This is a genomic window from Amycolatopsis sp. NPDC043887, from assembly GCF_056435665.1.
Window position 1 is genome coordinate 104,307 of sequence record NZ_JBWKEB010000009.1, and the last position, 26,289, is coordinate 130,595.

At 69.4% G+C, this 26,289-nt stretch carries 27 protein-coding genes and 2 pseudogenes; 10 read left to right on the forward strand and 19 right to left on the reverse strand.

The genetic code is table 11. The features are described from left to right. Positions 1 to 27 precede the first annotated feature (27 nt). Positions 28 to 321 carry an aldo/keto reductase gene (locus AC069H_RS24325; RefSeq protein ID WP_478233922.1) on the forward strand — a complete coding sequence of 98 codons (294 nt, stop codon included), beginning with the start codon at positions 28 to 30 and terminating at the stop codon, positions 319 to 321. Here AC069H_RS24325 and AC069H_RS24330 read toward each other — a convergent pair whose 3' ends face one another. Further along, positions 322 to 936: a LysE/ArgO family amino acid transporter gene (locus AC069H_RS24330; protein ID WP_378443405.1), complete on the reverse strand. Its 615-nt coding sequence runs from the start codon at positions 934 to 936 to the stop codon at positions 322 to 324. It lies immediately after the preceding gene. Positions 937 to 1,002: 66 nt separating this feature from the next. Here AC069H_RS24330 and AC069H_RS24335 point away from each other — a divergent pair, with 66 nt between their 5' ends. The 3 genes and pseudogenes from AC069H_RS24335 to AC069H_RS24345 all read left to right on the forward strand — a co-directional run bounded on the left by AC069H_RS24335 (position 1,003) and on the right by AC069H_RS24345 (position 3,457). Further along, entirely contained in the window at positions 1,003 to 1,881 is an 879-nt protein-coding gene (locus AC069H_RS24335; protein ID WP_478225063.1) for a LysR family transcriptional regulator ArgP, read from the forward strand. A gap of 93 nt (positions 1,882 to 1,974) precedes the next feature. Continuing rightward, positions 1,975 to 2,561, forward strand: a pseudogene (locus AC069H_RS24340) (HhH-GPD-type base excision DNA repair protein). 104 nt (positions 2,562 to 2,665) lie between these two features. After that, on the forward strand, positions 2,666 to 3,457 hold the full coding sequence (locus tag AC069H_RS24345) for an SDR family NAD(P)-dependent oxidoreductase (RefSeq protein ID WP_478233923.1): 792 nt from the start codon (positions 2,666 to 2,668) through the stop codon (positions 3,455 to 3,457). A gap of 8 nt (positions 3,458 to 3,465) precedes the next feature. Here the strand turns inward: AC069H_RS24345 and AC069H_RS24350 are convergent, their stop codons facing one another. The 4 genes from AC069H_RS24350 to AC069H_RS24365 are packed head-to-tail and all read right to left on the reverse strand — an operon-like array spanning position 3,466 to position 5,788. After that, positions 3,466 to 4,032 (reverse strand): GNAT family N-acetyltransferase, encoded by a 567-nt coding sequence (locus tag AC069H_RS24350; RefSeq protein WP_340684663.1) that lies wholly within the window; start codon positions 4,030 to 4,032, stop codon positions 3,466 to 3,468. Positions 4,033 to 4,039: 7 nt separating this feature from the next. Then, a complete protein-coding gene (locus AC069H_RS24355; RefSeq protein WP_478233924.1) occupies positions 4,040 to 4,594 on the reverse strand; it encodes a hypothetical protein in 555 nt (184 codons plus the stop codon). Positions 4,595 to 4,602: 8 nt separating this feature from the next. Beyond that, the gene (locus AC069H_RS24360; protein WP_478233925.1) at positions 4,603 to 5,247 is read right to left on the reverse strand and encodes a spermine/spermidine synthase domain-containing protein; all 645 of its coding nucleotides are present in this window, start codon (positions 5,245 to 5,247) and stop codon (positions 4,603 to 4,605) included. Between the two features lie 22 nt (positions 5,248 to 5,269). Further along, the gene (locus AC069H_RS24365) at positions 5,270 to 5,788 is read right to left on the reverse strand and encodes a TrmH family RNA methyltransferase (RefSeq protein WP_478233926.1); all 519 of its coding nucleotides are present in this window, start codon (positions 5,786 to 5,788) and stop codon (positions 5,270 to 5,272) included. A gap of 105 nt (positions 5,789 to 5,893) precedes the next feature. On the opposite strand from AC069H_RS24365, the gene AC069H_RS24370 reads away from it, so the two are divergent. Next, the gene (locus AC069H_RS24370) at positions 5,894 to 6,082 is read left to right on the forward strand and encodes a DUF1918 domain-containing protein (RefSeq protein WP_478233927.1); all 189 of its coding nucleotides are present in this window, start codon (positions 5,894 to 5,896) and stop codon (positions 6,080 to 6,082) included. A 3-nt stretch (positions 6,083 to 6,085) separates the two neighbouring features. Here the strand turns inward: AC069H_RS24370 and AC069H_RS24375 are convergent, their stop codons facing one another. Next, a complete protein-coding gene (locus AC069H_RS24375) occupies positions 6,086 to 7,255 on the reverse strand; it encodes an MFS transporter (RefSeq protein WP_478225056.1) in 1,170 nt (389 codons plus the stop codon). A 177-nt stretch (positions 7,256 to 7,432) separates the two neighbouring features. Between AC069H_RS24375 and AC069H_RS24380 the strand changes: the two genes are divergently transcribed. Together AC069H_RS24380 and AC069H_RS24385 are read left to right on the forward strand one after the other, a co-directional pair. Then, entirely contained in the window at positions 7,433 to 7,747 is a 315-nt protein-coding gene (locus tag AC069H_RS24380; protein WP_034304518.1) for an ArsR/SmtB family transcription factor, read from the forward strand. Positions 7,748 to 7,930: 183 nt separating this feature from the next. Further along, a complete protein-coding gene (locus AC069H_RS24385; RefSeq protein ID WP_478233928.1) occupies positions 7,931 to 9,103 on the forward strand; it encodes an MFS transporter in 1,173 nt (390 codons plus the stop codon). A gap of 65 nt (positions 9,104 to 9,168) precedes the next feature. Here the strand turns inward: AC069H_RS24385 and AC069H_RS24390 are convergent, their stop codons facing one another. Beyond that, entirely contained in the window at positions 9,169 to 9,468 is a 300-nt protein-coding gene (locus AC069H_RS24390; RefSeq protein ID WP_478233929.1) for a DUF3017 domain-containing protein, read from the reverse strand. Positions 9,469 to 9,621: 153 nt separating this feature from the next. On the opposite strand from AC069H_RS24390, the gene AC069H_RS24395 reads away from it, so the two are divergent. Beyond that, positions 9,622 to 12,246 carry a TNT domain-containing protein gene (locus AC069H_RS24395; RefSeq protein ID WP_478233930.1) on the forward strand — a complete coding sequence of 875 codons (2,625 nt, stop codon included), beginning with the start codon at positions 9,622 to 9,624 and terminating at the stop codon, positions 12,244 to 12,246. A 69-nt stretch (positions 12,247 to 12,315) separates the two neighbouring features. Here AC069H_RS24395 and AC069H_RS24400 read toward each other — a convergent pair whose 3' ends face one another. The 8 genes from AC069H_RS24400 to AC069H_RS24435 all read right to left on the reverse strand — a co-directional run bounded on the left by AC069H_RS24400 (position 12,316) and on the right by AC069H_RS24435 (position 21,092). Then, complete coding sequence (locus AC069H_RS24400; protein ID WP_478225052.1) at positions 12,316 to 12,903, reverse strand: pentapeptide repeat-containing protein; 588 nt, start codon at positions 12,901 to 12,903, stop codon at positions 12,316 to 12,318. Positions 12,904 to 12,925: 22 nt separating this feature from the next. Continuing rightward, positions 12,926 to 13,993 carry a reverse transcriptase family protein gene (locus tag AC069H_RS24405; protein WP_478233931.1) on the reverse strand — a complete coding sequence of 356 codons (1,068 nt, stop codon included), beginning with the start codon at positions 13,991 to 13,993 and terminating at the stop codon, positions 12,926 to 12,928. 139 nt (positions 13,994 to 14,132) lie between these two features. Further along, a complete protein-coding gene (locus AC069H_RS24410; protein ID WP_478233932.1) occupies positions 14,133 to 14,615 on the reverse strand; it encodes a VOC family protein in 483 nt (160 codons plus the stop codon). Positions 14,616 to 14,682: 67 nt separating this feature from the next. Beyond that, the gene (locus tag AC069H_RS24415; RefSeq protein ID WP_478233933.1) at positions 14,683 to 15,192 is read right to left on the reverse strand and encodes a hemerythrin domain-containing protein; all 510 of its coding nucleotides are present in this window, start codon (positions 15,190 to 15,192) and stop codon (positions 14,683 to 14,685) included. 106 nt (positions 15,193 to 15,298) lie between these two features. Then, a complete protein-coding gene (locus tag AC069H_RS24420) occupies positions 15,299 to 18,652 on the reverse strand; it encodes an error-prone DNA polymerase (RefSeq protein WP_478233934.1) in 3,354 nt (1,117 codons plus the stop codon). A 3-nt stretch (positions 18,653 to 18,655) separates the two neighbouring features. Further along, a complete protein-coding gene (locus AC069H_RS24425) occupies positions 18,656 to 18,808 on the reverse strand; it encodes a hypothetical protein (RefSeq protein WP_478225048.1) in 153 nt (50 codons plus the stop codon). Between the two features lie 2 nt (positions 18,809 to 18,810). Continuing rightward, positions 18,811 to 20,403 carry a DNA polymerase Y family protein gene (locus AC069H_RS24430; protein ID WP_478234052.1) on the reverse strand — a complete coding sequence of 531 codons (1,593 nt, stop codon included), beginning with the start codon at positions 20,401 to 20,403 and terminating at the stop codon, positions 18,811 to 18,813. Positions 20,404 to 20,417: 14 nt separating this feature from the next. Then, positions 20,418 to 21,092, reverse strand: coding sequence for a hypothetical protein (locus AC069H_RS24435; protein ID WP_478225229.1), 675 nt, complete (start codon positions 21,090 to 21,092; stop codon positions 20,418 to 20,420). 230 nt (positions 21,093 to 21,322) lie between these two features. On the opposite strand from AC069H_RS24435, the gene pip reads away from it, so the two are divergent. Continuing rightward, positions 21,323 to 22,270 (forward strand): prolyl aminopeptidase, encoded by a 948-nt coding sequence (gene pip, locus AC069H_RS24440; RefSeq protein ID WP_478225047.1) that lies wholly within the window; start codon positions 21,323 to 21,325, stop codon positions 22,268 to 22,270. On the opposite strand, the gene AC069H_RS24445 is transcribed toward pip, so the two are convergent. The 3 genes and pseudogenes from AC069H_RS24445 to AC069H_RS24455 form a co-directional block, all read right to left on the reverse strand. Further along, complete coding sequence (locus AC069H_RS24445; protein WP_478233935.1) at positions 22,267 to 23,607, reverse strand: DUF6351 family protein; 1,341 nt, start codon at positions 23,605 to 23,607, stop codon at positions 22,267 to 22,269. The two genes, pip and AC069H_RS24445, sit on opposite strands and share 4 nt — an antisense overlap. Positions 23,608 to 23,665: 58 nt before the next feature. Continuing rightward, a pseudogene (locus tag AC069H_RS24450) lies at positions 23,666 to 24,060 on the reverse strand (VOC family protein). Positions 24,061 to 24,062: 2 nt separating this feature from the next. After that, a complete protein-coding gene (locus AC069H_RS24455; protein WP_478233936.1) occupies positions 24,063 to 24,548 on the reverse strand; it encodes a pyridoxamine 5'-phosphate oxidase family protein in 486 nt (161 codons plus the stop codon). A gap of 180 nt (positions 24,549 to 24,728) precedes the next feature. Between AC069H_RS24455 and AC069H_RS24460 the strand changes: the two genes are divergently transcribed. Continuing rightward, positions 24,729 to 25,433: an SRPBCC family protein gene (locus AC069H_RS24460; protein ID WP_478233937.1), complete on the forward strand. Its 705-nt coding sequence runs from the start codon at positions 24,729 to 24,731 to the stop codon at positions 25,431 to 25,433. On the opposite strand, the gene AC069H_RS24465 is transcribed toward AC069H_RS24460, so the two are convergent. Then, positions 25,430 to 26,182 carry a hypothetical protein gene (locus AC069H_RS24465; protein ID WP_478233938.1) on the reverse strand — a complete coding sequence of 251 codons (753 nt, stop codon included), beginning with the start codon at positions 26,180 to 26,182 and terminating at the stop codon, positions 25,430 to 25,432. The two genes, AC069H_RS24460 and AC069H_RS24465, sit on opposite strands and share 4 nt — an antisense overlap. Positions 26,183 to 26,289 lie beyond the last annotated feature (107 nt).

Here is a 26,289-nt window from a genome sequence, read left to right on the forward strand (position 1 = left end):
AAATCCTCGGCGGGACACTGGTTTCGGGTGCAGAACGAGCACGCGCCCGCGAATCTGTCGCACGAACCGGAACTGGCCCTGTGCACCGAGCTCGGGCTCGCCTACCTGCCGTGGGGCCCGCTCCGCGGCATCGACGGGGAATTCCTTTCCGTGGCCGAAGATCTCGGGGTCAGCCCGCAACGGGTGTGTCTGGCCTGGCTGCTCGCGAAGTCGCCGTCGATGATCGCGATCCCCGGTTCGACGAGGCCCGCGACCATCCGCGATTCGGCGGCCGCGGCCGATCTGGTGCTCACCGCCGAAATGCTGGCTCGCCTGCCGTGATCAGGCCCCGGCCACCAGCGCCACGCCCAGGCCGATCATCGTCGCGGCGACCAGCCCGTCCAGCACCCGCCACGACGACGGCTTGCGGAAGAACCCGCTGAGCAGCCGCGCGCCGAACCCGAGCGCGAGGAACCAGATCACGCTGGCCGACACCGCACCCACGCCGAACGCCCACCGATCGCTGCCGTGTCCGGCCGCGATGGCGCCGAGCAGGAGAAGGGTGTCGAGGTAGACGTGCGGATTCAGCCAGGTGATCGCCAGCGTGGTCAGCACGATGCGGCGCAACGATCCGCCGGTCTCCGGGCCGCCGGTCTCCAGCGCGGACGGCTTGAACGCGCGACGGGCCGCGAGGGCGCCGTAGCAGAGCAGGAAAGCGCCGCCGACCAGCGCGACGATGGTGAGCGCTTCCGGTGACGTCCCCACCAGCGCTCCGACCCCACCGACGCCGAGGCTGACCAGGATGGCGTCCGAGAAGATGCAGATCAGCACCACGACGAGTACGGCTTCGCGCCGGATGCCCTGGCGCAGCACGAAGGCGTTCTGCGCGCCGATCGCGACGATGAGGGCCATGGTGGCGCCGAACCCGGCGACCGCGCTGAACAGAACGTCTCCCATGCGGACAACACTAGGAAGCCACTCGTCAACAGTACAACTAAAGATTCTTACGTAAGATTAGCGTTCGTGATGACAGATCTGCCTCTCGACCTGGTCCGCACGCTGCTGGTGGTCGCCGACGAAGGCACGTTCGACGCGGCGGCCTCGGCACTGCACGTGACCCCGTCGGCGATCAGCCAGCGCGTCAAGGCGCTCGAACAGCGCACCGGCCGTGTCTTGCTGATCCGCACGAAACCCGTGCGCCTGACCGAATCCGGGCAGGCGGTGGTGCGGTTCGGCCGTCAGGTGGCGCTGCTGGAGGCCGACACCCGGGCCGAACTCGGCCTGACCACCGGCGACGAGCCGGTCCGGCTGCCGATCGCGGTGAACGCCGATTCGCTGGCGACCTGGTTCCTGCCCGCCCTCACGAGGGTGCCGTCCGAGCAGAAGATCTGCTTCGAACTGCATCGCGAGGACCAGGACCACACCACGACCCTGCTGCGGGAGGGCCTGGTGATGGCCGCCGTGACGTCGTCACCCGACCCGGTCGCGGGGTGTTCGGTGCAGCGGCTCGGGCACATGCGCTACCTCGCCGTCGTGAGCCCGGCACTCGGCACCGACCTCGACCTCGCCGAAGCACCCGTCGTCGTCTTCGACCGCCGTGACGACCTCCAAGACCGCTTCGCTCGCGAGCGCGGCACGATCGCGAGCCGGCTGCGGCACTACGTCCCGTCATCCGAAGGGTTCTTCGACGCCGTCGCGGCCGGGATGGGCTGGGGCATGGTGCCACTCGCGCAGATCGGCGACCGGCTGCGCGACGGCAGTTTCGTCTGCCTCGACCCCGATCACCCGATCGACGTACCGCTGTTCTGGCAGCAGTGGAAACTCGACTCCCCCGCGCTGGCGGCGGTTTCGGCCGCCATCACCACGGCGGCCGCGGACCTGCTGGTCGACCCACAAGGATGAAGACGCGCGGATCGGCCGGGTCGTGAGATCCTGGGCGCAGGACGCGCATCGCGGGTAGCCGCCGTGCCACCTCTGATCCGGGAAGATGAGGCCATGCCGAACGAGCTCCGACTGACCGGCGACGCCGACGCCGACAAGCTGCTCAACGACGATCCGTTCGCCCTGGTGACCGGTCTCCTGCTTGATCAGCAATACCCCATGGAACACGCTTTCCGCGGACCGAAGAAGATCGCCGACCGGATGGACGGCTTCGACATCCACAAAATCGCCGAAGCCGACACCGAGACCTTCGTCGAACTCTGCGTCACCCCACCGGCCATCCACCGCTATGGCGGCTCCATGGCCCGGCGCGTCCAAACCCTCGCCCAGTACGTCATCGAGCACTACGACGGCGACACCGCCGCGATCTGGACGGCCGGGCGGCCGAAACCCAACGGCGAAGAGGTCCTCAAACGCCTCAAAGCCCTCCCCGGTTACGGCGAACAAAAGCCAAAATCCTCCTCGCGCTCCTCGGCAAACAACTCGGCGTCCAGCCCAAAGGCTGGCGCGCCCTCGCCGGCGCCTATGGCGACCGCGGCTCCCGCCGTTCCATCGCCGACGTCACCAGCCCCGAAAGCCTCGCCGAAGTCCGTGCCTTCAAGAAAGCGGCCAAAGAAGCCGCCAAGGCGACCGCTGAATAACCACCGAGCACCACGGCGGTCTGACCCCACTCTGCTGACGAACTTCCGGGACGGTCGCTTGCCCGGGCGAACATCGATCCAGCACGACTATCGCCGCTGAAGCGGTGGAGGACACGTCCTATGACGATGGAGACTTCGCGTATCGCTGTAGTGACCGGAGCCGGAAGGGGATCGGCCTGGCGATCGTTCGCGCGCTGGTCGAAGACGGATTCACGGTCGTTGCGGCAAGCCGCACCGTCACCGCCGGATTGAAGGAGCTGACGCCGGACGCGCTCGAAGCCGATCTGGGCCACCCCGGCGAGCCCGCCCGCGTCGTGCGGCACGCTCTCGACCAGCACGGCGGGATCGACCTGCTGGTCAACAATGTCGCGGGCACGTCCACGCCGCCCGGCGGATTCCTCGCGCTCGACGACGAGGCGTTCCTGCATACCTTCAACGTGACTTTCATGTCGAACGTCCGTGCCACGCGGGCCGCGCTGCCGAGCCTTCTGGAGCGCCGCGGCGCGGTGATCAACATCAGTTCCGTCAACGCGAAGCTGCCCCAACCACGGCTGGTCGCGCAATCCGCGGTCAAGGCCTCGGTGTCGAACCTCGGTAAGGCGCTCGCCGAAGAGTTCGGCGGCCGCGGTCTGCGGGTGAACACGATTTCGCCCGGCCCGGTGTGGACCGACCTGTGGACGTCGCCCGGCGGTCCCGGCGACATGATCGCCAAGCGAGCGGGTGCCACGCTGGACACGTTCAAGGACCAGCTGCCCGCCACCGTCGGCACCTCGACCGGCGAGTTCGCCGACCCTGACGAGATCGCGGCGCTCGTGGTGTTCCTCGCCTCCGGCAAGGTGGCCAATATGAGCGGTGCGGATTTGGTGATCGACGGCGGGATGATGAAGACGGTCTGAGCCGGTGGCTACTTCCTCCCCGCTCCCGGCCACGGTCCCGGTGTCTCGGCGGGCAGTTCGGCCTGCTCGACCTCGGTGCGGAACAGCCGGAAGCCGCGTGCCTGATAGTTCTTGAGCGCGGCCGGGCCGTCCGTGGTGCAGGTGTGGACCGTGACGCGGCGCGTCGTCGCCTTGCCCGGCCAGCGCTCCGCGAGCGCCCAGGCCTCCCGCAGTGCGACGGTCAGCAGGTGCCCGCCGACGCCCTTGCCGACGAAGGACGACATCAGGCCGAAGTACGCGAGCTCGACTTCGCCGTCCACAGTGCCGTCGAGTTCGAAGTAGCCGCACGGCGTCCCCTGCGCGTAGGCCACCCAGGTCTCGACCCCCGGCCTGTCCAGCCACTCGACCCACTGCGCCCACGTCCAGCCGAGCCGGTCGATCCAGAACCAGTCGCCGCCGACGGCGGTGTAGAGGTAGCGGTTCAGTTCCGGGCTGACCAGCTCGGCACGGGTGACCGTCACCGGGACGGCCGGCGGTTTCGCGGCGCTCAGATCGTCCGGTGAGGTCTGCTCGAGGTGCCAGGTCGTGATCTCCATACGGCGATCATTTCAGCCAGACCCGCAGCGGCCCCAGGGCCGTGTAGCCGTTGCGGAGGGCGGCGTCGAGATCTTCGCCGTGCTCGTAGCCGGTGATCGGCAAGCCGGGGAAGCTCGCCGCGACGGCCGAGGTCGCACCGCGCCAGGCTTCGTCCAGATCGCCCTGGGTGTACAAATTGGACAGTCCGGCGAAGTCGCCGTCCCGGTTGGCCGTCACCCCTGCGACCCCGTTCGACCACAGGGCGACGGACGGGTCGTCGAACCGGTCGCCGACCCGGGCCCAGCCCGGTTCGAGCGGCAGCCGAACCGTGCGGGTGATCCAGGTGGCCTCGAAGAGCACCTCGAAGCCCGCCTGCGAAAGATCCAGGTAGCCGAAACTGTCCTTGACCGCGCAGCCCGGCGAGGTGTCGATCCCGTCCAGCACCTCCGCCGCCGTCGCGTCCGGCGTCAGGGTCATCGCGTCGGGGTACAACGGTGGTGTCCGGCTCGCCGACTTCCAGACGCGGGTGGTGAAAGTGCCCGTCCGGCACACCGTGTCGCACCAGCGGGCGTTGACCCGCACGGCGTCCGCTACACCCGCGCGAACCACAGCACGTCCGGTTCCCCTTGCGGCACTGGGATCTTCAGCTCGCGCACCTCACCGAAACGCGCCCGGAGCCGCTTCGCGAACGACGACACCGACTCGGCGCTCCACACCCCGAGCACGCCGCCGGGCCGCAGCCGTGCGGCGAGCATGTCGAGGCCTTCGTCCCGGTAGAGCTTCGCGTTCCCGTCGGTGACCGTCCACTCAGGACCGTTGTCGATGTCGAGGCACAGCGCGTCGAACCGTTCTTCCGTCCGGCGCAACCACTTCACCAGATCGGCCTCGACGACGGTGACCCGGTCGTCGGACAGGGCGTCGTCATGGACGTCCCTGAGCGGGCCCTCGCGGTTCCAGCCGATCACGGCGGGCTCGCGCTCGACGACCACGACCTCGCCGACCCCGGGATGGTCCAGCGCGGCGCGCAGCGAATAGCCGACGCCGAGGCCGCCGATCAGCATGCGTGCCTTGCCCGGCACCAGGTCCGCCGCCACCGACACGAGCAACCGTTCGGATTCACCGTTCCGGGTGTCCATCAGGAAGACGCCGTTGGCGATGACCTCGAAATCGTCTCCCGCCCGGCGGAGCACCAGTTCGCCGCTTTTCCCGGCGACTTTGTCGAGTACGTCGGTCATCCGGGCAGCTTATCGGCGACGGTCACAGCAGTCCCGCCAATTTGTACAGGACGAGGCTGCCGGCGACGGCGACGTTGAGACTCGCGCCGGTGCCCACCATGGGGATTTCGACGACGTTGTCGAGAAGGTCGAGCGCGTCCGGCGGAATGCCCTGCTGCTCATGGCCGAGCACGGCGATCGTCCGCCCCCGTGCGGGCGCGAGATCGGCGAGACGCACGGCCTCGTCGGCGAGTTCGACACCGACGATCGCCGTGCCCGCCGCCCTTTCCCGCTCCAGCCAGCCCGGCGGATCGTGCACCCAGTGCACACAAGCCGGACGGCGCAACGTGTTCCCCCGGCGCAGCGCCTCGGGCACCCACGGAAACCGCGGCACGGCGAGGCAGGCCCCCACCGCGTCACAGGTTCGCAGCAGGGTGCCGAGGTTCGCTCCGTGCAGTGGCCACAGCGGCGCGGCGACGAGATGTCCCCAACAGGAGTGGGCTTTGCTTCTTCTGGCCGCACGCAATTCCGAAGGCGTGCGGACCCGGATCGACGGGCTCACCGGACGTGAGGCGTCGCGCCTCCAAGGATTTCGAGGATCATGAGGACACTGTAGCGAGAATCACCCCGACACTCCTAACCTTGTAAGCGTCGGAGGTGATTTCTCATGCAGGCGGCCGTCGGAGACGAGATCCACGTGCACGGGCGCACGGTCGGCTCGGCAGAGCAACACGGTGAGATCCTCGAGGTCCGCGGCGAGCACGGTGCTCCGCCGTACCTCGTCCGGTTCGCGGACGGACACGAAGGGCTGGTGTTCCCCGGCCCCGACTGCGAAGTCCAGACCCGCGCCGAGTAGTCGTCACTCGGCCAACGCGGGCCGCGGCACGCGGTTCCGCCAGCCCGCCACGACCACGGCCGCGCCGAGCGCGGTCAGCACCGCCGCGATCTCGGGCAGCAGGAGCGGCCCGCCGCCGCTCAGCACCGCTCCGCCGACCAGGCCGGAAAGGCCGACGCCGAGATAGATCGCGGAGGCGTTGAGCGAGAGGACGAGCCCGGCGTTGTGTTTGGACAGCTCGATCAGCCGGTGCTGGATCGGCGGGTTGACCGACCAGGTGGCCAGACCCCACAGGAAGAGGACGACGGCCGCGCCCGCGACGGTGGTCGCCACCAGCGGCAGCAGCGCGAGCACCACGGTGATCCCGCCGAACACGACCAGCAGCGGTCCCCTGGCGCCCCAGCGGTCGGTCGCGCGGCCGCCGAGGACGTTGCCGAGCGCGCCGCCCGCGCCGTACACGAACAGCAGCAGGCTGACCGTCGTGCCGTGGACACCCGCGGTGGCGGACAGGACCGGCGAGATGAAGGTGTAGACGGAGAACGCGGCCAGGCAGCCGAGCACGGTCGCGCCGAGCATGGCGAGGACGCGCGGATCCTTGGCGACGGTGAACCGTTCGGCCAGCCGGACCGGGGGTGGCGCCGGGACGGCGGGCAGGACCAGCCGGACCGCGAAGGCACCGAGAAGCGAGAAGGCCGCGACGAGTGCGAAGACGGCCTGGTAGCCGACGCTCTGCGAAAGGACGCTGCCGAGCGGCACGCCCAGGATCGTCGCGACGGTGAGTCCGCCGAAGACGAGGGCGACCGCGCGGCCCCGGCGTTCCGGCGAGGTGAGTTCGGCGGCGACGGCGCTCGCGGCCGGGGTGAAGACCGCCGCGCCGATCGCGGTGACGACCCGGGCGAGGAGCAGGGTCACGTAGCCGGGCGCGAGGGCGGCGAGGGCGTTGCCGATGGCGGTGACGACGAGGGCGGCGACCAGGAGCGTGCGCCGCTCCCAGCGGCCGGTGACCGCGGCGAACAGCGGTGAGCCGACCGCGTACGCGATGGCGAAGGCGGTGACCAGCTGCGCGGCGGCCGTCTCGGAGACCGCGAGTTCGCCGGTCAGCGCCGGCAGCAGCCCGGCGACGACGTAGCCGCTGGTGCCGACCGCGAACGTGCCGAGCGCCAGCACCGCGGTCCTGGGTGGTGCGAAAGTCATGACTCCCCAGCTCCAGACCCCTCAGATCGCGATTAGCCCGCGAAACGCAGGTCGGCGCCGGATCGCGATTAGGCCGCTAAAGGCGACATGAGGGTCGTTGTTCGATGGTTGTCGTAGTTCGATGGAGACCGTACTACGAACTCGCCGGAAGTTCGAGGGGCGTCGTACTATGGACGGATGGCCGCGACGCAGCAGTACGTCTATCCCGATCAGGACGAGATCCGGATCGAGGCGGTCCTCGCCGCGCTCGCGGACCCGGTCCGGCTCGATATGGTCCGCCAGCTGGCCGAACCCGGCACCGAGATCTCGTGCAGCGGATTCGACGTCGCCGTGACCAAGTCCACACTCACCCATCACCTGCGCACGCTGCGCGAAGCGGGCATCATCATGGGCCGCCAGCAGGGCACCGCCCGCTACAACTCGTTGCGCCGCAAGGATCTCGACGAACTCTTCCCCGGCCTGCTCCAGGGCGTGCTCGCCGCCCGCCGCTGAGGGTGGTCAGCCTCACCCGAAACCGGGATGACAAAGGCACCCCCGATCGGTTGAACTGGACGCAGGACAGCGGGGCCGCACGCGCTGTCTTCTTTTGTGCTCGAGACCTAAATCGATTCAGCTCCCATCCGCGACGCTGGGCGAGTAATCGTTTACCCAAGTACGACCCCCGGAAGGAGAGCCGTGCCCGTCGCGCTGCTCGCGCTCGCCATCGGTGCCTTCGGCATCGGGACCACCGAATTCGTCATGATGGGCGTGCTGCCCGAAACCGCCGCGGACTTCGGCGTGTCGATCCCGTCCGCCGGTTACCTCATCTCCGGCTACGCGCTGGGCGTCGTGGTCGGCGCCCCGCTGCTCACCGCCGCCGCCGTCCGCCTGCCGCGCAAGACGATGCTGCTGGCGATGATGGGGCTGTTCACGCTGGGCAACGCCCTCTTCGCGCTCTCACCGAACCAGGAGTTCGGCGTCGCCTTCCGCTTCCTCGCCGGCCTGCCGCACGGCGCGTTCTTCGGCGCCGGCGCGGTCGTCGCGTCCAGCCTGGCCAAGCCGGGCGAACGCGCGAAGGCCGTCTCGATGATGTTCATGGGCCTGACCCTGGCCAACGTCGTCGGCGTGCCGCTGGGGACGCTGCTCGGCCAGAAGGTCGGCTGGCGCGCGACCTTCGGCGTCGTCGCCGTGATCGGCCTGCTCGCCATGGCCGCGATCGCGAAACTGGTCCCCTACCAGGGCAAACCGGTCGAGCCGTCGCTGCGTGGCGAACTCGGCGCCTTCCGCCGCCCGCAGGTGTGGCTCGCGCTCGCGATCGTCACCTTCGGCCTCGGCGGCGTGTTCGCCTGCTTGTCCTACATCGCGCCGATGCTGACCGACGTCACCGGCTACTCGCCGTCCGACGTCACGCTGCTGCTCTCGCTGGCCGGGGTCGGCATGACGATCGGCAACTACCTCGGCGGCAGGCTCGCCGACAAGGCGCTGATGCCGAGCCTCTACGTCTCGCTGATCGGGCTCGCTTCGGTGCTGGCGATCTTCACCTTCACCGCGAACGGCAAGGTCGGCGCGGCGGTGACGATCTTCTTCGTCGGCCTCGCCGGGTTCATGATCGGCCCGATGATGCAGGCCCGGATCATGGAGAAGGCAGGCGGGACGCCGTCGCTGGTCTCCGCCGCCGTGCAGTCGGCGTTCAACATCGCGAACTCCATCGGCGCGTACCTGGGCGGCCTGGTGATCGCGGGCGGGCTCGGCCTGGTCGCGCCCAACTGGGTCGGCGCGTCGCTGGCCGTGCTGGGACTCTCGCTGGCCGTGGTGTCCGGCGGCATGGACCGCCGCGAGGCCCGGCTCGCCCCCGCCATGGCTTCCTGACCTCATCAACGCGCGTGAAGGCCCCCTTCCCTCGGCTCAGTCGAGGAAGGGGGCCCTCACGCGCATCAGGACAGAGGTCCGCCGGTGATCGTGAAGGCGATGAACAGGATCAAGACGGAAAGCGCGCCGTAGGTCAGGACGTCGACCGGTTTGCTCCGGATCGCCAGCAGTCCGGCCTTCGCCTCGGGCAGTACCGCCCGGAGCAGGCCGGCGAGCAGCAACGCGCCGCCGATCAGCGCGGCCCCCTGCCGCCAGTGGTACTGGCCGATCCGGAGGGCGGCGACCGCCACCACCAGCATCACCAGCAGGAACGGCAGGTGATGGAGCAGTGCCCCACGGTCACGCCGTTGTCCGGCCACCGCCATCAGTCCTCGTCCTTCAGGGTCGCGTCGGCGATTCGGTTCACTCGGTCAGTATCCCGGGTGAGTGACCCGGCACCAGGTCAGGGCGTCTTCCGAGGAGTCAATAGCGGCAAAACCCACATGCGGGGTGCACGCGAGCGCGGATACGGTCAAAATGTGACCGTGGCACAACCGACGACTCAGTTGAACGCGACCGAGCAGGACACCCTGGTCAAACAGATCGGCCTCGCCCTGCTGCGGGCCGCTCCGCGTGATTGGCGGAAGGTGACCGCCGAGTACCGAGCCGTCGGCAGGTACCACGAGATGACCGGGGAGATCATCACCGAGGACGGCAGCTCGCACGAATGGGTCGCGACGCACGACATCGCGACACTGTTCGGCAGGCTCCGTGCCGGGATGTATCGCGACGGGCGCGGCACCTGGTTCAACGCCCGCTACCAGCTCGACCACCCGTCCAGCTACAACCTCGAATACAACCGCGACGAGCCGCAGTGGCGCCTCGCGCCGCCTCCGCAGGCGCTCTCCGACGAACTGCGCATGTTCCCCCGTTCCGAGGAGAACGTGCCCGAATGGCTGATCCGGCGCATGTCCGGCCTCGGCCCCGAGCAGCCCGGACCGCATTTCCGCATCGCCCGCATCTTCGACACGATCGGCCCGGCCGGGCGTCCGGTGATCAACCGGCCCGACCTGGAGATCGAGGAGCAGGACAGGCTGCTCGAGTACCTCGACCACGCACCGCTGGTGGTCACCGAACGCGGCTACGACATCGACCGGCTCGCGCAGACCCCCGAGGCCACCGTCCCGGTCGCCTTCCACAGCGACGGGCAGTGGATCTGGCCCGCCGCCGTGAACTTCTACCTGCGCCAGTACGGCGTCTCCCCGGAGCTCGACCTGATCGAGCACGTCCGGCAGAACGACTTCACGCTGCCCGAGGTCGACGGCCCGACGCTGCAGGCCGCGGCGGGGTACCTCACCCGGGGGAATCAGCCTCCGCAGCAGCGCCCCAACGGTCCGGGTGGGCCCGGCGGGCCGGGTGGCCCCACCAACGGCTCGCCCGCGGGCCCGCCTCCGCAGGGTCCGCCGCAGAACGGCCCGGTGCCGCCCCCGCAGCAGGCCGCGCCCGGTCAGGCCGGACCCGGTGGTCCCGCGGGCCCCGGTCCGAACCAGGCCGCCGCCCAGCCGCCCGTCCCGCCGCCGCACCAGCAGGGTCCGGACCAGGCAGCGGTGGCCGCCGCGGCCGCCGCTCCGGTCGCCGCGGCCGCGGCCGTCCCCTCCGCGGAGACAGGTGTCCCGGACCAGGCCGAGCAGGCCCAGCGGTACGAAGACGACTACGACACCCAGGACTACCAGGCGCAGGACTTCCACGAAGCCGCCGCCGAGCAGCAGTACGAAGCCGGTTACGAAGACCCGTACGCGCACGACGAGGCGCGGTTCCACGAGTCCGAACAGGACGTCTTCGCCGACGAGGACCGGCAGGGCACCGATCCCGAGCCGGAACCTCGGGCCGACCCGGAGGCCACCACGTACGCGCGGGTCCCGCAGGCCGACGCCTATGAGCGGCCGCCGGTCGAGGAAGAGCAGGACGCGTACGCCCGGCAGGAGGAAGACCAGCCGTACGCGCCCCCCGAAGAGGAGACGACGACCGGTTACACGCCGGTCGAGCAGGCCGACGCCGGTCCCGAGCTGCCTCTCCTCACGCACGACGCGGAGCCGAACGTGGCACCCCCGCCGTCGGACACCGAGGTCACGCAGGTCGACGCCCCGCCGCCCGCGCCCGAGGTCCGCCCCGAGCCCGAACCGCGCCGCGTCGAGCACACCGAGCCGGTGCTGAACGAGTTGCAGGCGAAGTTCGACGAACTCGACGTGCCCGGCGACGTCTACCGCATCGGCTCGCCCGCCAAGCACGGCTGGAGCGTCGAGCAGGTCGACGGCGGCGGCTGGCGGGTCGGCTGGTACGACGGGAAGCTGGCCAATCCGGCGGTGTTCGGTGACGCCGAGGACGCGGCCGCGTTCATGCTCGGCAAGGTCCTGCTGAACCCGAACGGCGCTCCGCCTCCCGCGGAGCAGCCCGCCGTCGAAGAGGAACCCGTCGAGGAGCCTCCGGCGCCGCCCGTGCTGGCGACGCTGTCCCCCGAGATCGCCACCGGTTCGCATCCGGTGCCGCCGCGGGAGTCGATCCCGGCACAGGAACAGACCGCGTTCACGACGGCCGAAGAGCTGCTCGGGGACGATTTGGACGACGAGCCCGCCCCCGCGCCGGTCCCGCCCGCACCCCCGGCGCGGCCGAACCCGGTGCTGGCGAGCCCGCCGCCCGCGCCGCCGCGGCGCGAGCCGCCGGTGACGCCGCCTCCGCCGCCGATGCGGCGCGAGGAGCTGGCCCGTCCGCCCGCGGCGGCGAACGCCGCCGGGGCGCCAGACGCCAAGCAGAACTGGCCGATCTCGCCGCTCAACGGTGAGCCGCCGCTGACGCTGTTCCGCGGCAAGGAGCTGCGTGAGCTGCCCGCGGGCAGCGAGCTGGACCGCTTCGGCGGCCCGAACGGCAACCTGACCTACGCGGCCGGGACGCCGTTCGAGGAGCGCTCGCTCGTGCCGGAGTGGGTGAACCGGCCGTACCACGTCTATCGCGTGCAGCGTCCGCTCGAAGCCCTCGCCGGTGTCGCGATCCCGTGGTTCAACCAGCCCGGCGGCGGGTCCGCGTACCTGCTGCCGGCGTCCATCGAGGAGCTGCTCGCCGAGGGCGACCTCATCGAGCTGGACCCGGGCGAACCGCCGATCGACTAGGGCGTTCTGCAATGAAGGGGCCTTTCATCGCAAATTTTGCGATGAAAGGCCCCTTCATTGCATCTGGGGTCAGTGGATGACGAGGCCGTGCGCGGCGGCGTAGGCGATCGCGGTCTCGGTGTCCACGTGGACACCGGAGAGGTTCGCCTGCACCAGGCCGTTGGCGTCGAGCCGCGCGCCGCGCAGGTCCGCGCCCTCGAGTTTCGCGCCCGCCAGCCGGGCGCCGGTGAGGTCCGCACCGCGCAGGTCGGCGCCGGTCAGGTCCGCTTCGAGCAGGTTCGCCTCGCGTAGCCGCAGGCCACCTAGGTCCACTTTGGACAATCGCGCCTTGCTGAGCGAGACCAGCGAGAGATCGCATTCGGTGAAGGCGACCTTCTGGAATCGGCAGTCCACAAAGGACGATCCGAGCATCGAGCAGGAGCTCCACCGCGTGCTCGCCAGCACACTGCGATCGAAGGTGCACGAGCGGAACGCGGACGCCTCGTGGCGCGAGCCTTCGAAGTCGACCTTGGTGAAGTCGCACTGGTCGAAGGTGCAGCCCTGGGTACGCAGCCCGCGCAGGTCGGCTTCGGTGAAATCACAGCCGACGAAACTGCGTTTTTCCCACCACTGCTTGGAAAGAACGGCTTCTCGGTAGTCCTCCGCGGTCTCGATCACCCGTCCAGGATCGCATACCCGCTCACGTCCAGGTGATGCCGTCGAACAAGTCGCGCAGCTTTGCCGCCCGGCGCTCGGACGACGCGGCGATCCAGCCGATCCGGCCGAGCAGATGGGCGCGGAAGTCCGGATGACCGGCCCGGTTCTGCTCCTCCGGGCCGGTCCGGGCGCAGTTGTGGAGCAGCGCGCGCAGGGCGTCGTAGTCGGCCCGCGTCGCGGCGGGCGCGCTGTTGACCACCAGTCCCGCGACCCGTTGCCGCTGGTGCGCGGCGGCGATCGACGTCTTGTCGTCCCTGAGCCGGAACCCCTCGTCGGTCACGATCCGCCGGACCCCTGGCAGCAACCGGTGCAGCGGCAGGGAATCCCCGGAGAACGCCAGATCGTCGGCGTACCGCGTGTAGACCGCGCCCAGCGCACGGGCGAGGCCGTCGAGCCGGCGGTCCAGATGGTGCGTGACCGCGTTCGCGACCGCGGGCGACGATGGCGCGCCCTGCGGAAGATGCGTGGCCGCCAGGTTGTTCAGCAGCCGCACGCGCGCCGGGTCCCGCCGTCCCCCCGACACGGTGGCGAGGACATCCGGCGGAACGGCCGTGGTGAGCACGCCCGCCAGTGCTTCCGCCACGGCGGGCGGATAGCCGGCGAGCGCGAGCAGCGCCGAGATCCGGCGCGCGGACACCGCCGGGAAGAACCCTTCGAGGTCCATCCTGACCACGGTCTCGCGGCCGGCGTGGGGTGCCGCGCACGACAGCGGTGACCGGCCGCGCCGGAATCCGTGCGCGGCCTCGTGCACCGGCAGCGCGTCGACGACGTGCCGCACGATCCGGCGTTGCAGTTCGGCGATCCGCGGCTTCGGCCGCTCGATGAGCCGCACGCCGCCCGAAGCGGTCGGGATCCAGCGGTAGGTGTAGTGCCGGATCGGATCGGCCGCACGCCTGTTCCAGCTCCTCGCGTCGGCGAACCACGAGAGTTCGCCGGGCGTCAGGTCGAGGGCGGTGGCGCAATCGTCGAAGGTCGCCCAACGGGCCACCTGGAATCGCCAGACCGGCATGGGTTCGAGGAGCGACGCGGAGGTGACTCTTTCTCCTGTCATCCGCGCGGACTCGCACGCGGAGCGTGCCGCCCTCGCGCGGGGCGCCTTGTCTCGCTGTCTTCGTGCTCCCCGGGGTTGCCCCGGAGTGGGTGGCGATCCACCGGCTCACCTCCGCGTCGCTATCGCCACCCTACCGACTTCAGCGACTGGGGATGATCTCCGTGCCGGAGACGTAGCGCATGGCCTCGATGAACTTCGGGTCGTTCATCCGGCGCTCCATCTCCGGATAGTCGAGGTCGGCCAGCCGGGTCTGGATCCACCACAGGTTGCCGAACGGGTCGCGGACCCGACCGACACGGTCGCCGAAGAAGAGTTCGGTCTGCCTCGTCACCTCTTCGGCGCCCGCCTCGACCGCCCGGCGCTGCGTCTCCACGCTGTCCTCCACGTAGAGCCGCAGATACGCCGGGGTGTCGACCCAGTCGTCACGCGAGTCGAACAGCATGACGACCGAGTCGCCGATCCGGACCTCGGCGTGCCCGATCTTCCCGCCTTCGACGTACACCGGTTCACCGATCGGCTCCGCATCGAAGACCCGCTTCAAGAAGTCGATCACGCTCGCGGTGTCGCGCGAGATGATCCACGGGGTGACCGAGTGGTAGCCATCGGGGATCGGGTTGCTCATCGGGGTTCTCCTCAGTCGTCGTGTGCGATGAGAAGAACGCTAGAGCCCGTATAGGACAGATCGTGTCCTAATGCGATTTCAGCAGGAAAGGCGGCTTCGACTCCTGCCACTCCGGCATGTCCAGCGAGTTGAGCACCTCGACGATCCGCTTCTCTTCGTAGCGGAAATGCGTCTCCATGATCGCCGTGAGGCCGTCCAGTTCCCGTTGGACGTGCAGGATCTCGGCCTCACTCGACCCAGGGCCGACACCGGCGACCAGCTCTTCGAGCCGTTCGATGATCCCGGTCATGACCTCGTGGTCGTGCGCGAGCTCTTCGAGCGACGGCCGCAATTCGGGGAATTTCTCCGCCAGCACAAGGAAAGCGCCACCGTCTTCCCCGGTGTGATGCCTGGTCAGCGCCGAGCAGAAGGTGAGGCAATGAGCCCGGAGATCGCGCAGCCGCTCCGCGCGCCCGACCGCGACCGATTCGAGGTCGTCGTGCAGTGCGGCCAGCTCTTCACGCAGCCAGTTGTGAACCTGAACGAGTTGATTTCCGAACGCCGTCAACCGGCCGTCCGTTCGAGAAGGGGTTTCCATGATTTCCCATGGTCCGGCGCCTCCATGCCCGCGACGGTCTCTTTGCCGGGTGCACTGCGACGCTGGATCAACTTCAGCACGCCCCTCTTATGATCGTCAAGAGGGTTCAGTGGAAGTCACGGGACTTGGCGGTGATCCGTAGCGGCAGATGCCGGATCTGTTCGGCGAGGACGTTCACCACCTCGCCCGTGCGCTCGACCACGCCCCGGACCAGCAGCGCGGGACTGCCGCGGGCGACCCGGTGATAGCGCTGCCACACCCCCATCGTGCAGATGACGTTGATCATCCCCGTCTCGTCCTCGAGGTTCATGAAGGTGACGCCGCCCGCGGTCGCCGGCCGCTGGCGATGGGTCACCGCGCCGCCGGTCAGCACCCGCGCGCCGTGCGGGATCCCGCGCAGGCCCGCCGCCGTGACGACGCCGAGTTCGTCGAGGTGCTCCCGGATGAACTGGGTCGGGAAGCTGTCCGGCGACACTCCGGTGGCCCAGACGTCCGCGGCCGCGATGTCGATTTCGTCCATCCCCGGCAACATCGGCGCCTTGGCCCCGGTGATGAGTCCCGGCAGTTTCTCCGGGCTTTCGTCGGCGACCGCGCCCGCCGCCCAGAGCGCGCTTCGCCTGTTCTCGCCGAAACACCCGAAGGCACCGGCCGCGGCCAGCGCCTCGACCTGCGGTTTGGTCAGCCGCACCCGCCGGGCGACCTCGGACAGATCCGCGAACGGGCCGCCGCGTTCCCGCTCCTCGACGATCTTCTTCGCCAGGTTCTCGCCGATCATCCGCACCGTGGAAAGACCACCCCGCACCGCGAGCAGTTCTCCCCCTTCCGGCAAGGGTTCCAGCGTCGCGTGCGGAAGACTCGCGTTGATGTCCGGGCCGAGCACCCGCACCCCGTGCCGCCGCGCGTCGGCCACCAGCGACTGCGGCGAGTAGAACCCCATCGGCTGCGCGCGCAGCAAACCCGCCAGGAACGCGTCCGGATGGTAGTACTTGAAGTACGCGCTCGCGAACACCAGCAGGGCGAAACTCAGCGCGTGACTCTCCGGGAAGCCGAAATTCGCGAACGCCTTGAGCTTGCCGAAGATCTTCTCGGCCAGCTCGTCCTCGATGTCGTTCTTCGCGGCGCCTTCGAGGAAGCGCCGTTTGAGCCGCTCCATCTTCTGTTCGGAACGTTTCGCCCCCATGGCATGGCGCAACTGATCCGCCTCCGCCGGCGTGAAATCGGCGATATCGAGGGCGATCTGCATCATCTGTTCCTGGAACAACGGGACACCGAGGGTCTTTCCCAGCGCGTTGGCCAGTTTCGGATGGTCGAAATCCCATTTCTCCTGGCCGTTCTTTCGCCGGATGTAGGGATGCACCGAACCACCCTGGATCGGGCCGGGGCGAATGAGCGCGACCTCGACCGCCAGATCGTAGAACGTCTTGGGAAGCAAGCGAGGAAGCGTGGCCAGCTGCGCACGGCTCTCCACCTGGAAGACACCGATCGCATCGGCGCGGCAGAGCATTTCGTAGATGTTCTGATCCTTGAGATCCAATTCGGAGATGTCGACCTCTTCCCCTTTGTGGTCACGAACCAGATCGATCATATAATGCAGGGCCGACAACATTCCGAGGCCGAGCAGATCGAATTTGACCAGCCCCGCCGCAGCACAGTCGTCCTTCTCCCACTGCACGACACTGCGGTTCTCCATGCGGGCCCATTCGATCGGGACGACCTCGCTCACCGGCTGACGGCAGATCACCATCCCGCCGGAATGGATGCCCAGATGCCGTGGGAAGTCTTCGAGCGCGCAGGCGAGTTCCACGACCTCCTCGGGGATGTCGTGATCGTGGTCCTTCTCCGTGGCGCGCAACGCCCCCCAGCGGTCGATCTGCTTGCTCCACGCGTCCTGCTGGCCTGGCGAGTACCCGAGTGCCCGCGCCGCGTCCCGGACCGCGGACCGGGCCCGGTAGGTGATCACGTTCGCGACCTGCGCGGTGTTCAGCCGCCCGTATTTCTCGTAGACGTACTGGATCGCCTCCTCGCGGCGATCGGATTCGATGTCGAGGTCGATGTCCGGGTAACCGTCGCGATCCGGGGCGAGGAAGCGTTCGAAGAGCAGGCCGTAGCGCACGGCGTCGACCTTGGTGATGCCGAGCGCGTAACAGACCGCCGAATTCGCGGCCGATCCCCGGCCCTGGCAGAGGATCTTGTTGGCCCGGCAGAAGTTCACGATGTCCCAGACGATCAGGAAGTAGCCGGGAAAGCCCAGTTCTTCGATGATGTCCAGTTCGTGGTCGATCAGCTTCCTGGCTTTTTCGCGGTACTCCTCGTCCTTGTTCTTCTCGTGCTCCTCCGCGCCTTTCTCGGTGAGGTACCGCAAGTAGGACGCTTCGGTGTGGCCTTCCGGAACGTCGAACGGTGGCAGCTTCGGCTCGATGTGGTGGAGTTCGAACGCGCATTCCCGGCCGAGCAGCGCCGCCCGCTGCACCGCGCCCGGGTACCGCGCGAAGATCTCGGCCATCTCCTCCCCCGACCGCAGGAACGCCGTCCCCGCGGCGGGCAGCCAGCCCTCCATGTCCTCCAAGCCTCGCCGGGCGCGGATGGCGCTGAGCGCGTCGGCGAGCGGAGCCCGCTCCGGCCGGGCGTAGTGCGCGGCCGTGGTCGCCACCGTCGGCAGGCCGAACTCGTCGGCCATCTCGCTCAGCAGATCATTGTGCGTGCTGTCCAAGGGAAGGCTGTGGTCGATGAGCTCGACGTAGACGTTCTCCCGGCCGAAGCAGTCGATGAGTTCCTTCAGCCGCACGACGGCCGCGGCGGGGCCTTCGGTGACGAGCGCTTTGCGCACCGCGCCCTTGCGGCAACCGGTGAGCACCACACACTTCCCGCGTACCTCTTCGGCGACCGCGCGCAGGTCGTAGACCGGCCTGCCCTTCTCCGCCCTTTCCTTGGGGGACAACGACTGCCTGTCGAAGCCGTACAGCTGGCCGGCGGTGATCGCCCGGTTCAGGCTCAGGTACCCGTCCTGTTGCTTGGCCAGCAGGAGCAGATGCTCGCCCTCGGGGTCGGCGGACCCGTTCTGCGGCCCCGAAAGGCCGAAACTGAGCTCCGTGCCGAAGACGGTGTGCACGCCCAGCTCCCTCGCCGCTTCGGCGAAGCGCACCACTCCGTACATGCCGTCGTGATCGGTGAGCGCGATCGCGTCCAGGCCCAGCCGCGCCGCTTCCTCCACCAGCTCCTCGGGATGACTCGCCCCGTCCAGGAAGCTGAAGTTCGAATGGCAGTGCAGTTCGGCGTACGGCACCCGGTGCGCGGTGGCGCCGTCGTCGTCACCGATCAGCCCGGTCAGATCCGCGGGCGGCTGATAACCCTGCCGTTTGGCACTCCAGGCGGGGCTGTCCCCGCCGTCGCCGGACGGCACCTCGCCCGCGAGCTCGCGGGCGAGGTCCTTCCATGGCCGCGGAGGGTTGTTCCAGCCCATCGGTCACCGGTTCTCGGTCGAGATTCTCGGCGCGGGGACGAACACTTCCGCGCGCGGGACGCAGGCCGCCCAGGCGGTGTCCAACTCGGCACGTTGCACCGGGATGGCCGGTTCCTCCAGCCAGCGTCGCACCAGCCGCGTGTACTCCTCGTCCATGGTCAGTCGTACTTCCCTTCCAGTGTCCACATCGGATTCTTGTGGTGCTCGAAGCGCAGCAGCACCGCCTCTTCGGCGTCCTGCCCGTCTGCCAGCAGCACCTGCACCCGCATCCGGGTCCCCGACCGGGCGTGCCCCGCGCCGGCCCGGACACCGACGAACCACGGCCCCGCCCAGGCGATCACCTCGCGCGGCTCACCACCCTCGAAACTCACGAGGAACGGAGCGGCGGTCACCCGGCGCCGCGCGGTGATCTCCACGACGCGTCCATTCTCGTCCAGCACCTGAGCGGATACCGGGCGGGCGAACACCGTCGCCGGTGAGGGCGACGGGAGCCGCCCTGCCCAGTTCGCGTTCGCCTGCGCCGATTTCTCGCGCCGGTCTCCCCACGGCACCAGCCGGACTCGCTCGGCGGGATCGCGACCTCCGTCGAGCACCGCGGTGAAGACGCTCTCCGGGCCGAGCAATCCCTGCACCCGCACCAGCGCGCGGCCGGCACGTTCACCGGACAGGTCTTCGTCCTCTGTGGACGGACGCAGCACACCCGTCGCGCCCGCCTGCCACAACCCGAGCTGCAGCGACCGCCCTTCGACCGTCTCCTCCGGCTCCAGCCGCAACCGCACGACGCCGGAATTGGGGCGCTCCTTGGCCTTCAGCCAGCCTTCGAACTGCCAGCGCACCCTGTCCGCGACACCGAGCGGGGTCAGCGGTTCGGCGCAGCGCCACACCCGGCCGAGTTGTTCGCCGGTCTCGGTGGTGGCGTAGATGCCGAGCCGGGTGCAGGCCAGCCCGTGCGCGGCGAGCCCGGCGTGGAAGCGTTCGCCGAGTCCTTTCGCCACGAAAGCGGCGGCGTCGACCCGGTCGATCGGCGGGTCGAACGCCTTCTCCAGGGAGAGTTCCGGTGGCGGCCGTCGACGCGACGGCGGACGTTCGGACCGTCCTCGCGCCAGCCGATGCGCGAGCACACCCTCCGCCCCGAAGCGCGCGGAGACGTCGCTTTCGTCGAGCGCCGCGAAGGCGCCCAGCGTGTGCAGGCCGAGCTGTTTGAGCAAGGTGACCAGCTCGGCGCGGCCCGCCTCGGGCTGATCGAGCTCGCGGATGGGCAACGGGGCCAGGAATTCCGCCGTGCCACCGGGTTCGACCAGCGTCGAACGGCGGGCGGCGAGCGTCGCGGCGAACAGGCCGTCGGCGACGCCGACCTGACTTTCCACTCCCGCCGCCACGGACACCTCGTCCACGAGTCTTTCGAGAAGGCCGTGCTCACCACCGAAGTAACCGGCCGCGCCGTCGACCGGGACGGCGACGATCCCCGGGCGTACCACCTCGACACCGACAGCCAGCTCCTCCACCGCCCGTGCGACGGACTCGAAGAGCCGGGCGTCACGACCGTCGTCCTCGCCGAAGACCGCCAGCTCCGGACAGCAGGACTGGGCCTCGCGCCGCCGCATCCCGCGGCGGACGCCGTATCCCCTGGCCACCGCGGTGCAGGCGACCACGCGGTTCGCCGAGAAGACCGCGGCGGGGCGGCCGACGGGTTCGCCCGCGACGGCCGCGGCGGCGACCGCGGGCCAGTCCGGGCACCACAGCACCAGCATGCGCACGGGTGGGTTCACGCCGTCCCCCACCTGGTCGCGGGGAAGTCGGCCCGCTCGACCTCGCCCTGGCCGGGAAATCGCAGCAAGGCCGACATCGGCCGGGCGGCCGCACCCCGGCCACCCGCCCGTACCTCCACCTCACGGGTGCGCAGGTAGCCCGCGCCACCGCCCTCGAAGCCCGTCCAGCGCGAGCGACGGCAGCTCAGTTCGACCTCCGCACCGGGCCAGGAGCCCAGCGAAAGCAGCACCGAACCACGGTTGCGCGCGCGGGCGGACAGCTTTCTCGCCACCTCGGGCCGGGCGAGCCCCGGACCGACGACCACGAGGTCGAAGCCGTCGAGCAGGGCCGCGGTCACCGCCGGGAACTCGGCACCGGGACGGGGGACCAGCGCCAGCCTGCCCACCTCGACCCCGAGTTCCGCGGCGGCGACCACCCCGAGCGCGGGCAGGCCGACCGCGACCGCCCACGCACCGCCGGCGGTCGCGGCGGCCAGCAGGGTGAGCATCAGTGACGTGGACCCCAGCACCGAAACGGTGCTCCCGCGCCGGAGCCCCGCGGCGGGCAGCAGACCGGACAACGCCGGGGACACCGGGAGCACCCTTCCCGTCGTCCTCGCGTGTTCGGCCGCGGAAGCCACGCCACTGGCCGTGCTCACACCTGGCAAAGCCGCCAGCCTCGCCAACGGCAAGGCCCGCGCCTCGACCACCTCCGCTGTCACCGGACCTCGCCTCCCCACGACACCTAGACCGTCCTTTGTGGACGGCACCGGCGTGCCACGGGGAAGGCGGCACTTCGAACGCTTGTTCGATGACTCCAGTAGACCGGGTGGCGCAGCGGTTGTCAAGCGAGCCGGGGTCGGCCGCCGGGCGGACAGCCCTGTCTCTCCGTGAACCGCGCCGCGTGTCCGACGATAGGCCCATGTACCCGGAGATCGAGCCCCACGCGTCAGGCCACCTGGACACCAGAGACGGCAACCTCGTGTACTGGGAGGAATGCGGGAACCCCGACGGCAAGCCCGTGGTGTTCCTGCACGGCGGGCCCGGCGGCGGCTGCTCACCGTCGCACCGCCGGCTGTTCGACCCGTCCGCCTATCGGATCATCCTGTTCGACCAGCGCGGGTGCGGGCGGTCGCTGCCGCACGCTTCGGTGTCGGGTGATCTTTCGTCGAACACGACCTGGCATCTCGTCGACGACATGGAACGCCTGCGGGAGTCGCTGGACATCTCGCGGTGGCAGGTGTTCGGCGGGTCCTGGGGGTCGACGCTGGCGTTGGCGTACGCCGAGAAGCATCCGGAACGGGTGTCGGAGCTGGTGCTGCGCGGGGTGTTCACGCTGCGTTCGTCCGAAGTGGACTGGTACTACCGGGGTGGCGCGGCGAACGTCTTCCCGGATCTGTGGGAGAAGTTCACGGCGCCGATCGCCGGGCTCGACGGCGATCCCGTCGAGCTGTACGCGAAGCTGCTCGCCGACCCCGACCCCGCGGTGCACGGGCCCGCCGCCGTCGCGTGGAGTACCTGGGAGGGCGCGACGGGGACGCTGCTCCCCCGGCCCGAACTGGTGGCGGATTTCGCCGTGCCGGAGTACGCGCTGGCGTTCGCGCGCATCGAGAACCACTATTTCGTGCACAACGGGTGGCTCGAAGAGGGACAGCTGATCCGAAACGCCGCCGTGCTGAAGGACATTCCCGGCGTGATCGTGCAGGGGCGGTACGACCTCGCCACGCCCGCGGTTTCCGCGTGGGACCTGCACAAGGCGTGGCCGGAGTCGGAACTGGTGATCGTGCCGGATGCCGGGCACGTGTACGACGAGCCCGGCATCCTGGCCGCGTTGCTGGCGGCGACGGACCGGTTCCGCGCTCAGCCCTAGCGAGGAAGCGGAGCCGGGTGGTACCGCCGGAACGCGGGTGCGGCGGTACCCCCTTCACCGTGCAGCCAGTCATAGAGGAAGCGGAACTCCGGGCCGAACCGGTTCGCCTCGGCGTTCAACCGCTCGGGTGACATCGACGGCCAGCGGCCGGTCTCGACGCGGTCCCGCAGCACGCGCAACGCCGTCAGTTCCTCGGCGGCGGTGTGCTGGCAGTGGCCGCCCCGGTTCACGAACAGCTGCCGGATCAGGCCGGAATCGACACGGTCGCCGTAGGTCCGCTCGTGTTCGGGGGCGACGCCGTCGCCGATCGGATGCAGCGTGACGACGGGCGGACGGCCACGTCCTGTCGGCGTCCCGACGCGGGTGAGCCATCGGGAGGCGGCGTTGTCGGCCTTGACCCGGGGCGCTTCGGCAAGCGCGGCCAAGTCGGCGCCGAGGTCCAGGCCTGCCTCACGGTAAGCCTGTTTCACCAGGTCACGTTCACTGGACCGGGCGAGCATGTCACGGTAGTCCACTCCGGTGTTCCCGGTCGGGTTCCCGCCCGCCCGCACCTCCAGATCAGCTCGGTGCGCGCCCCAGGACAGCTGGTCGTAGACGGCCAGAACGAATTCCGTCTGCTGGCGGATCTGTGCGGCGACATCGGTGGATCGGGGATGATGCGCCGTCGACCAGCCGGGGACGTCGGCGAACGCGTTGGCGAGGGCGAGCCGCGCCCGTCCATCGGGTGATTCCAGCGCCGTCGCGACCACCTGACGGGCTTTCGCGAGGTTCGCCCGCGGGTCGGCGATGCGGGCGACCTCCAGTTCCGGCGCCAGCAGCGTCCGGACCGCGAACCCCAGGTCGAGCGCCTGGCCGAACACCGCGGACCCGCCCGCGACGGGACCGCACATCGCCAGCACGCCGTCGATCCGGCGCGGAAGCCGCTCGGACAGCAGGACCGCGTTGAGCCCGCCGCCGGAAGCTCCCCAGGTGAGCACCTGCTCCGGACGTCCGAAGGCGTGGTCGAACCAGGACAGCAGCGCCGTCTGGTCGTGAACGGCTTCGCGGGCCGAGAAACCGTGCGGCTTGCTGTAGAGCGACGCGGCCAGCGCATAACCCTCGCCGAGGAGAACGGGTTTCGCCTCCTCCCGGTTGGCGAGCTCGATCTCCTCGGGCACGTAGCCCGGCGGGTAGATGCCGTGGTTGTACAGCAGCAATTTGCCGTTCCAGTTCGACGGCACCTCGACCCGGTACCGGGCGCCGTCGATCGCCCCGGTGCGCACGCGGACGTCGTCCGTCACGATGGCGGGCGCGCCGGTGACGATCAGCGCGGCGGCCAGGATTCCTGTCAAGGTCATGGTGGAAATGCTGACAGCGCAAGGCTTCGCGGGAATCCGTCGAGACGCGGCTTCTCGTCTACGCTTCCCGGCGTACGAGCTCTTCCGCCAGCTCGACGACGATCCCCTCCGGACCGCGGACGTAGCAGAGCCGGTAGCTGTCCTCGTACCGCACCAGCTCGCCGACGAGCGTGCCGCCATGCGGCCGCAAGCGATCGAGGACGTCGTCGATGTCCTCCACCGAGAACACGAAGTGGCGGATGCCGGGTGTGTTCATCGGCGCGCGGATCGGCTTCCGGCCCCTCCGGCGTGTGGTATTTGATCAGTTCCAGGCAGCCGTGACCGTCCGGCGACCGTGTCGCCCTTGAGCGACGCTTCGCCTTCCAGTTCGAGACCGAGCGCGGTGAAGAACGCCTTGGCCGCGTCGAGATCGTGGACCACGACACCGACGTGTTCCAGCTTCTTGAGTGTCATGTTCAGGCACTCTTCCGGCGGATGAGCTCCTCGACGGCGGAAGGCAGGGCGGTCTCGAAGTCGATGAGCTTGACCCAGGTCGGGGTCAGCACGATGCGGACCATGCCGTCGTAGAGCGACCGCACGTTTTCCTCCCATTCGACCCGCTGCTCGGGCGTCATCTCGTAGGTGCCGTTCCACTGGAGGTACTCATCGGGGATGCCGTCGACGTAATCCAGTTCGACGGTGCCACGCAGGAGCAGGATCTTCGGCGGGTGCGATTCGGTGTCGATCGTCAGCGCGACGGCGGGGCTGCGGCGCAGCGCCGGCAGCTTCGGGGCGTTCGTCGAGGTGCACATGACGATCTCCGTGCCGTTCCAGTGGATGCCGATCGGGATCGCGCGCGGCGTGCCGTCGAGCGCGGTGTAGGCCAGGCGGGCCAGGTCACGGGCCAGGAGTTCCTGGCTGAGTGGGCGGTTCAGGATCTCGTCGATCGTGTTCTGCCGCATGTCGCTCTCCTCGGGTCGTTGTCTTCGCGGACTCCCCAGGGACGCCGCTGCCCGGCGCACTTCGACACTCCAGAATGTGACATGCATCACATCAACTTTAGCGGGCTAAACGCGATCCGGTTGTCGAAAGCGCCCCTGGCCAGGCGTCGCTCTTGTAAAGGCAGCGAGAGAGGGACAGAAATGGCGAAGGAATCCGAGGTCCGCTTCGAGGGCTTCCTCCCCACCACACCCGCGGACACCTGGGCCGCGATCACCACGGGCAGCGGCGGCTGGCTCTGGCCGATCCAGTACGAACCCCGCGACGGCGGCGCCGAGTCCGGCCTCACCCCCGACGGCGGCATGGTCACCGTCTGGAAGCCTTCACAGCGCTTCGTCACCTACGCGGAAGACGAGAGCGGCTGGTTCAACACGCTCGAATACGTCCTCGAACCGAAGGACGGGGGCACGTATCTGCGCTACGAACACACCACCGTCCTCGACGACTGGGACGTCGAATACGACGCGTGCCGACAGCACACGTCGTTCTACTACCACTCGCTGGGCGAGTACCTGAAGCACTTCAACCGGCGTCAGGCGAAGTACTTCAAGGCCGACGCCCCCGAAGCGTCGAAGGCTCCGAAGGCGTTCGAGGCGGTCCGGGCGGTGATAGGCGCGAAGGCCGTGGGCGACCGGGTGTATCTCGATGTCCCCGGCGTCGAGGGCGTCGTCGACTACCTGACACCGGCCTTCATCGGCGTCCGGACCGAAGACGCGCTGTACCGCTTCTACGGCCGGAACGTCTGGGGCTGGCCTGTCGGCATCGGGCACCACCTGTTCGCCGAAGACGCCGACGCGGACGCGGCTGCGAAGGCGTGGACGGCCTGGCTGAACGACCTGTACGCCTAGCGGGGCAGGTTCTTCACGAGCTCGGCGCCCACGGACTTCGCCACTTCGGCGGACTCCGCGGGCGGGATCGGCGAGTTCGTGAAGAACCCTTTGTCCCATCCTTTGTAGGTGACGATGACGACGTACACGCCCTGGGTGACCCGCAGCTCCGCGCCGCTGAAGGCGCTGTCGGTGTCGAGGGAGACGAGAACCGCCTTCTCCCCGATGCCCTGCACCTGCTGCTGACGCTCGGACGGCGCGGCCGACCCGGTGGAAGACTCCGACGCGCGCTTCTCTGCGTCCGGCCCCTCGTAGCGGTACACCATCACCTGGAGGGCGCGGTCGTGGACGTTGTCGCTCTCCGGCGGCAGCCAGGAACAGCCTTGCTGCTTGGTGACTATCTCGCCCGCTTTGAACTCGTTGTCGCGGACGCCCTGGAAGCTGCTGGTGAACGTCTTGTTCAGGGTCTCCGGGGAGAGGGAGCACTCGGCGGGCGGCTGCTGCGAGACCGGTGCCTTGCCGACCGACGAGTAGTACTCGGACGCGAAGATGCCGCCAGGGATGCCCAGCCCGAGTAGCACGACGCCGCCCACGATCAGGCCGACGATCAGCCCGGTCTTTTTCTTCTTGGGCGGCGGACCGTACCCGGGCGGACCGTACCCGGGCGGCGGGCCGTAACCCGGCTGCTGCCCGTAGCCCGGCTGACCTCCCTGCCCAGGTGGCGGGCCGTAACCCGGCCCTTGGCCGTACCCCTGCGGCGGCTGGTGCACCGATCCTCCCCTACCGATTCGCGTACGTCCGCGTCGCGTTTAGCCCGCTAAAGGCGACACGCGCCCGGACCTGCGTTTCGCGGGCTAAACGCGATCTGCGGCCAGCA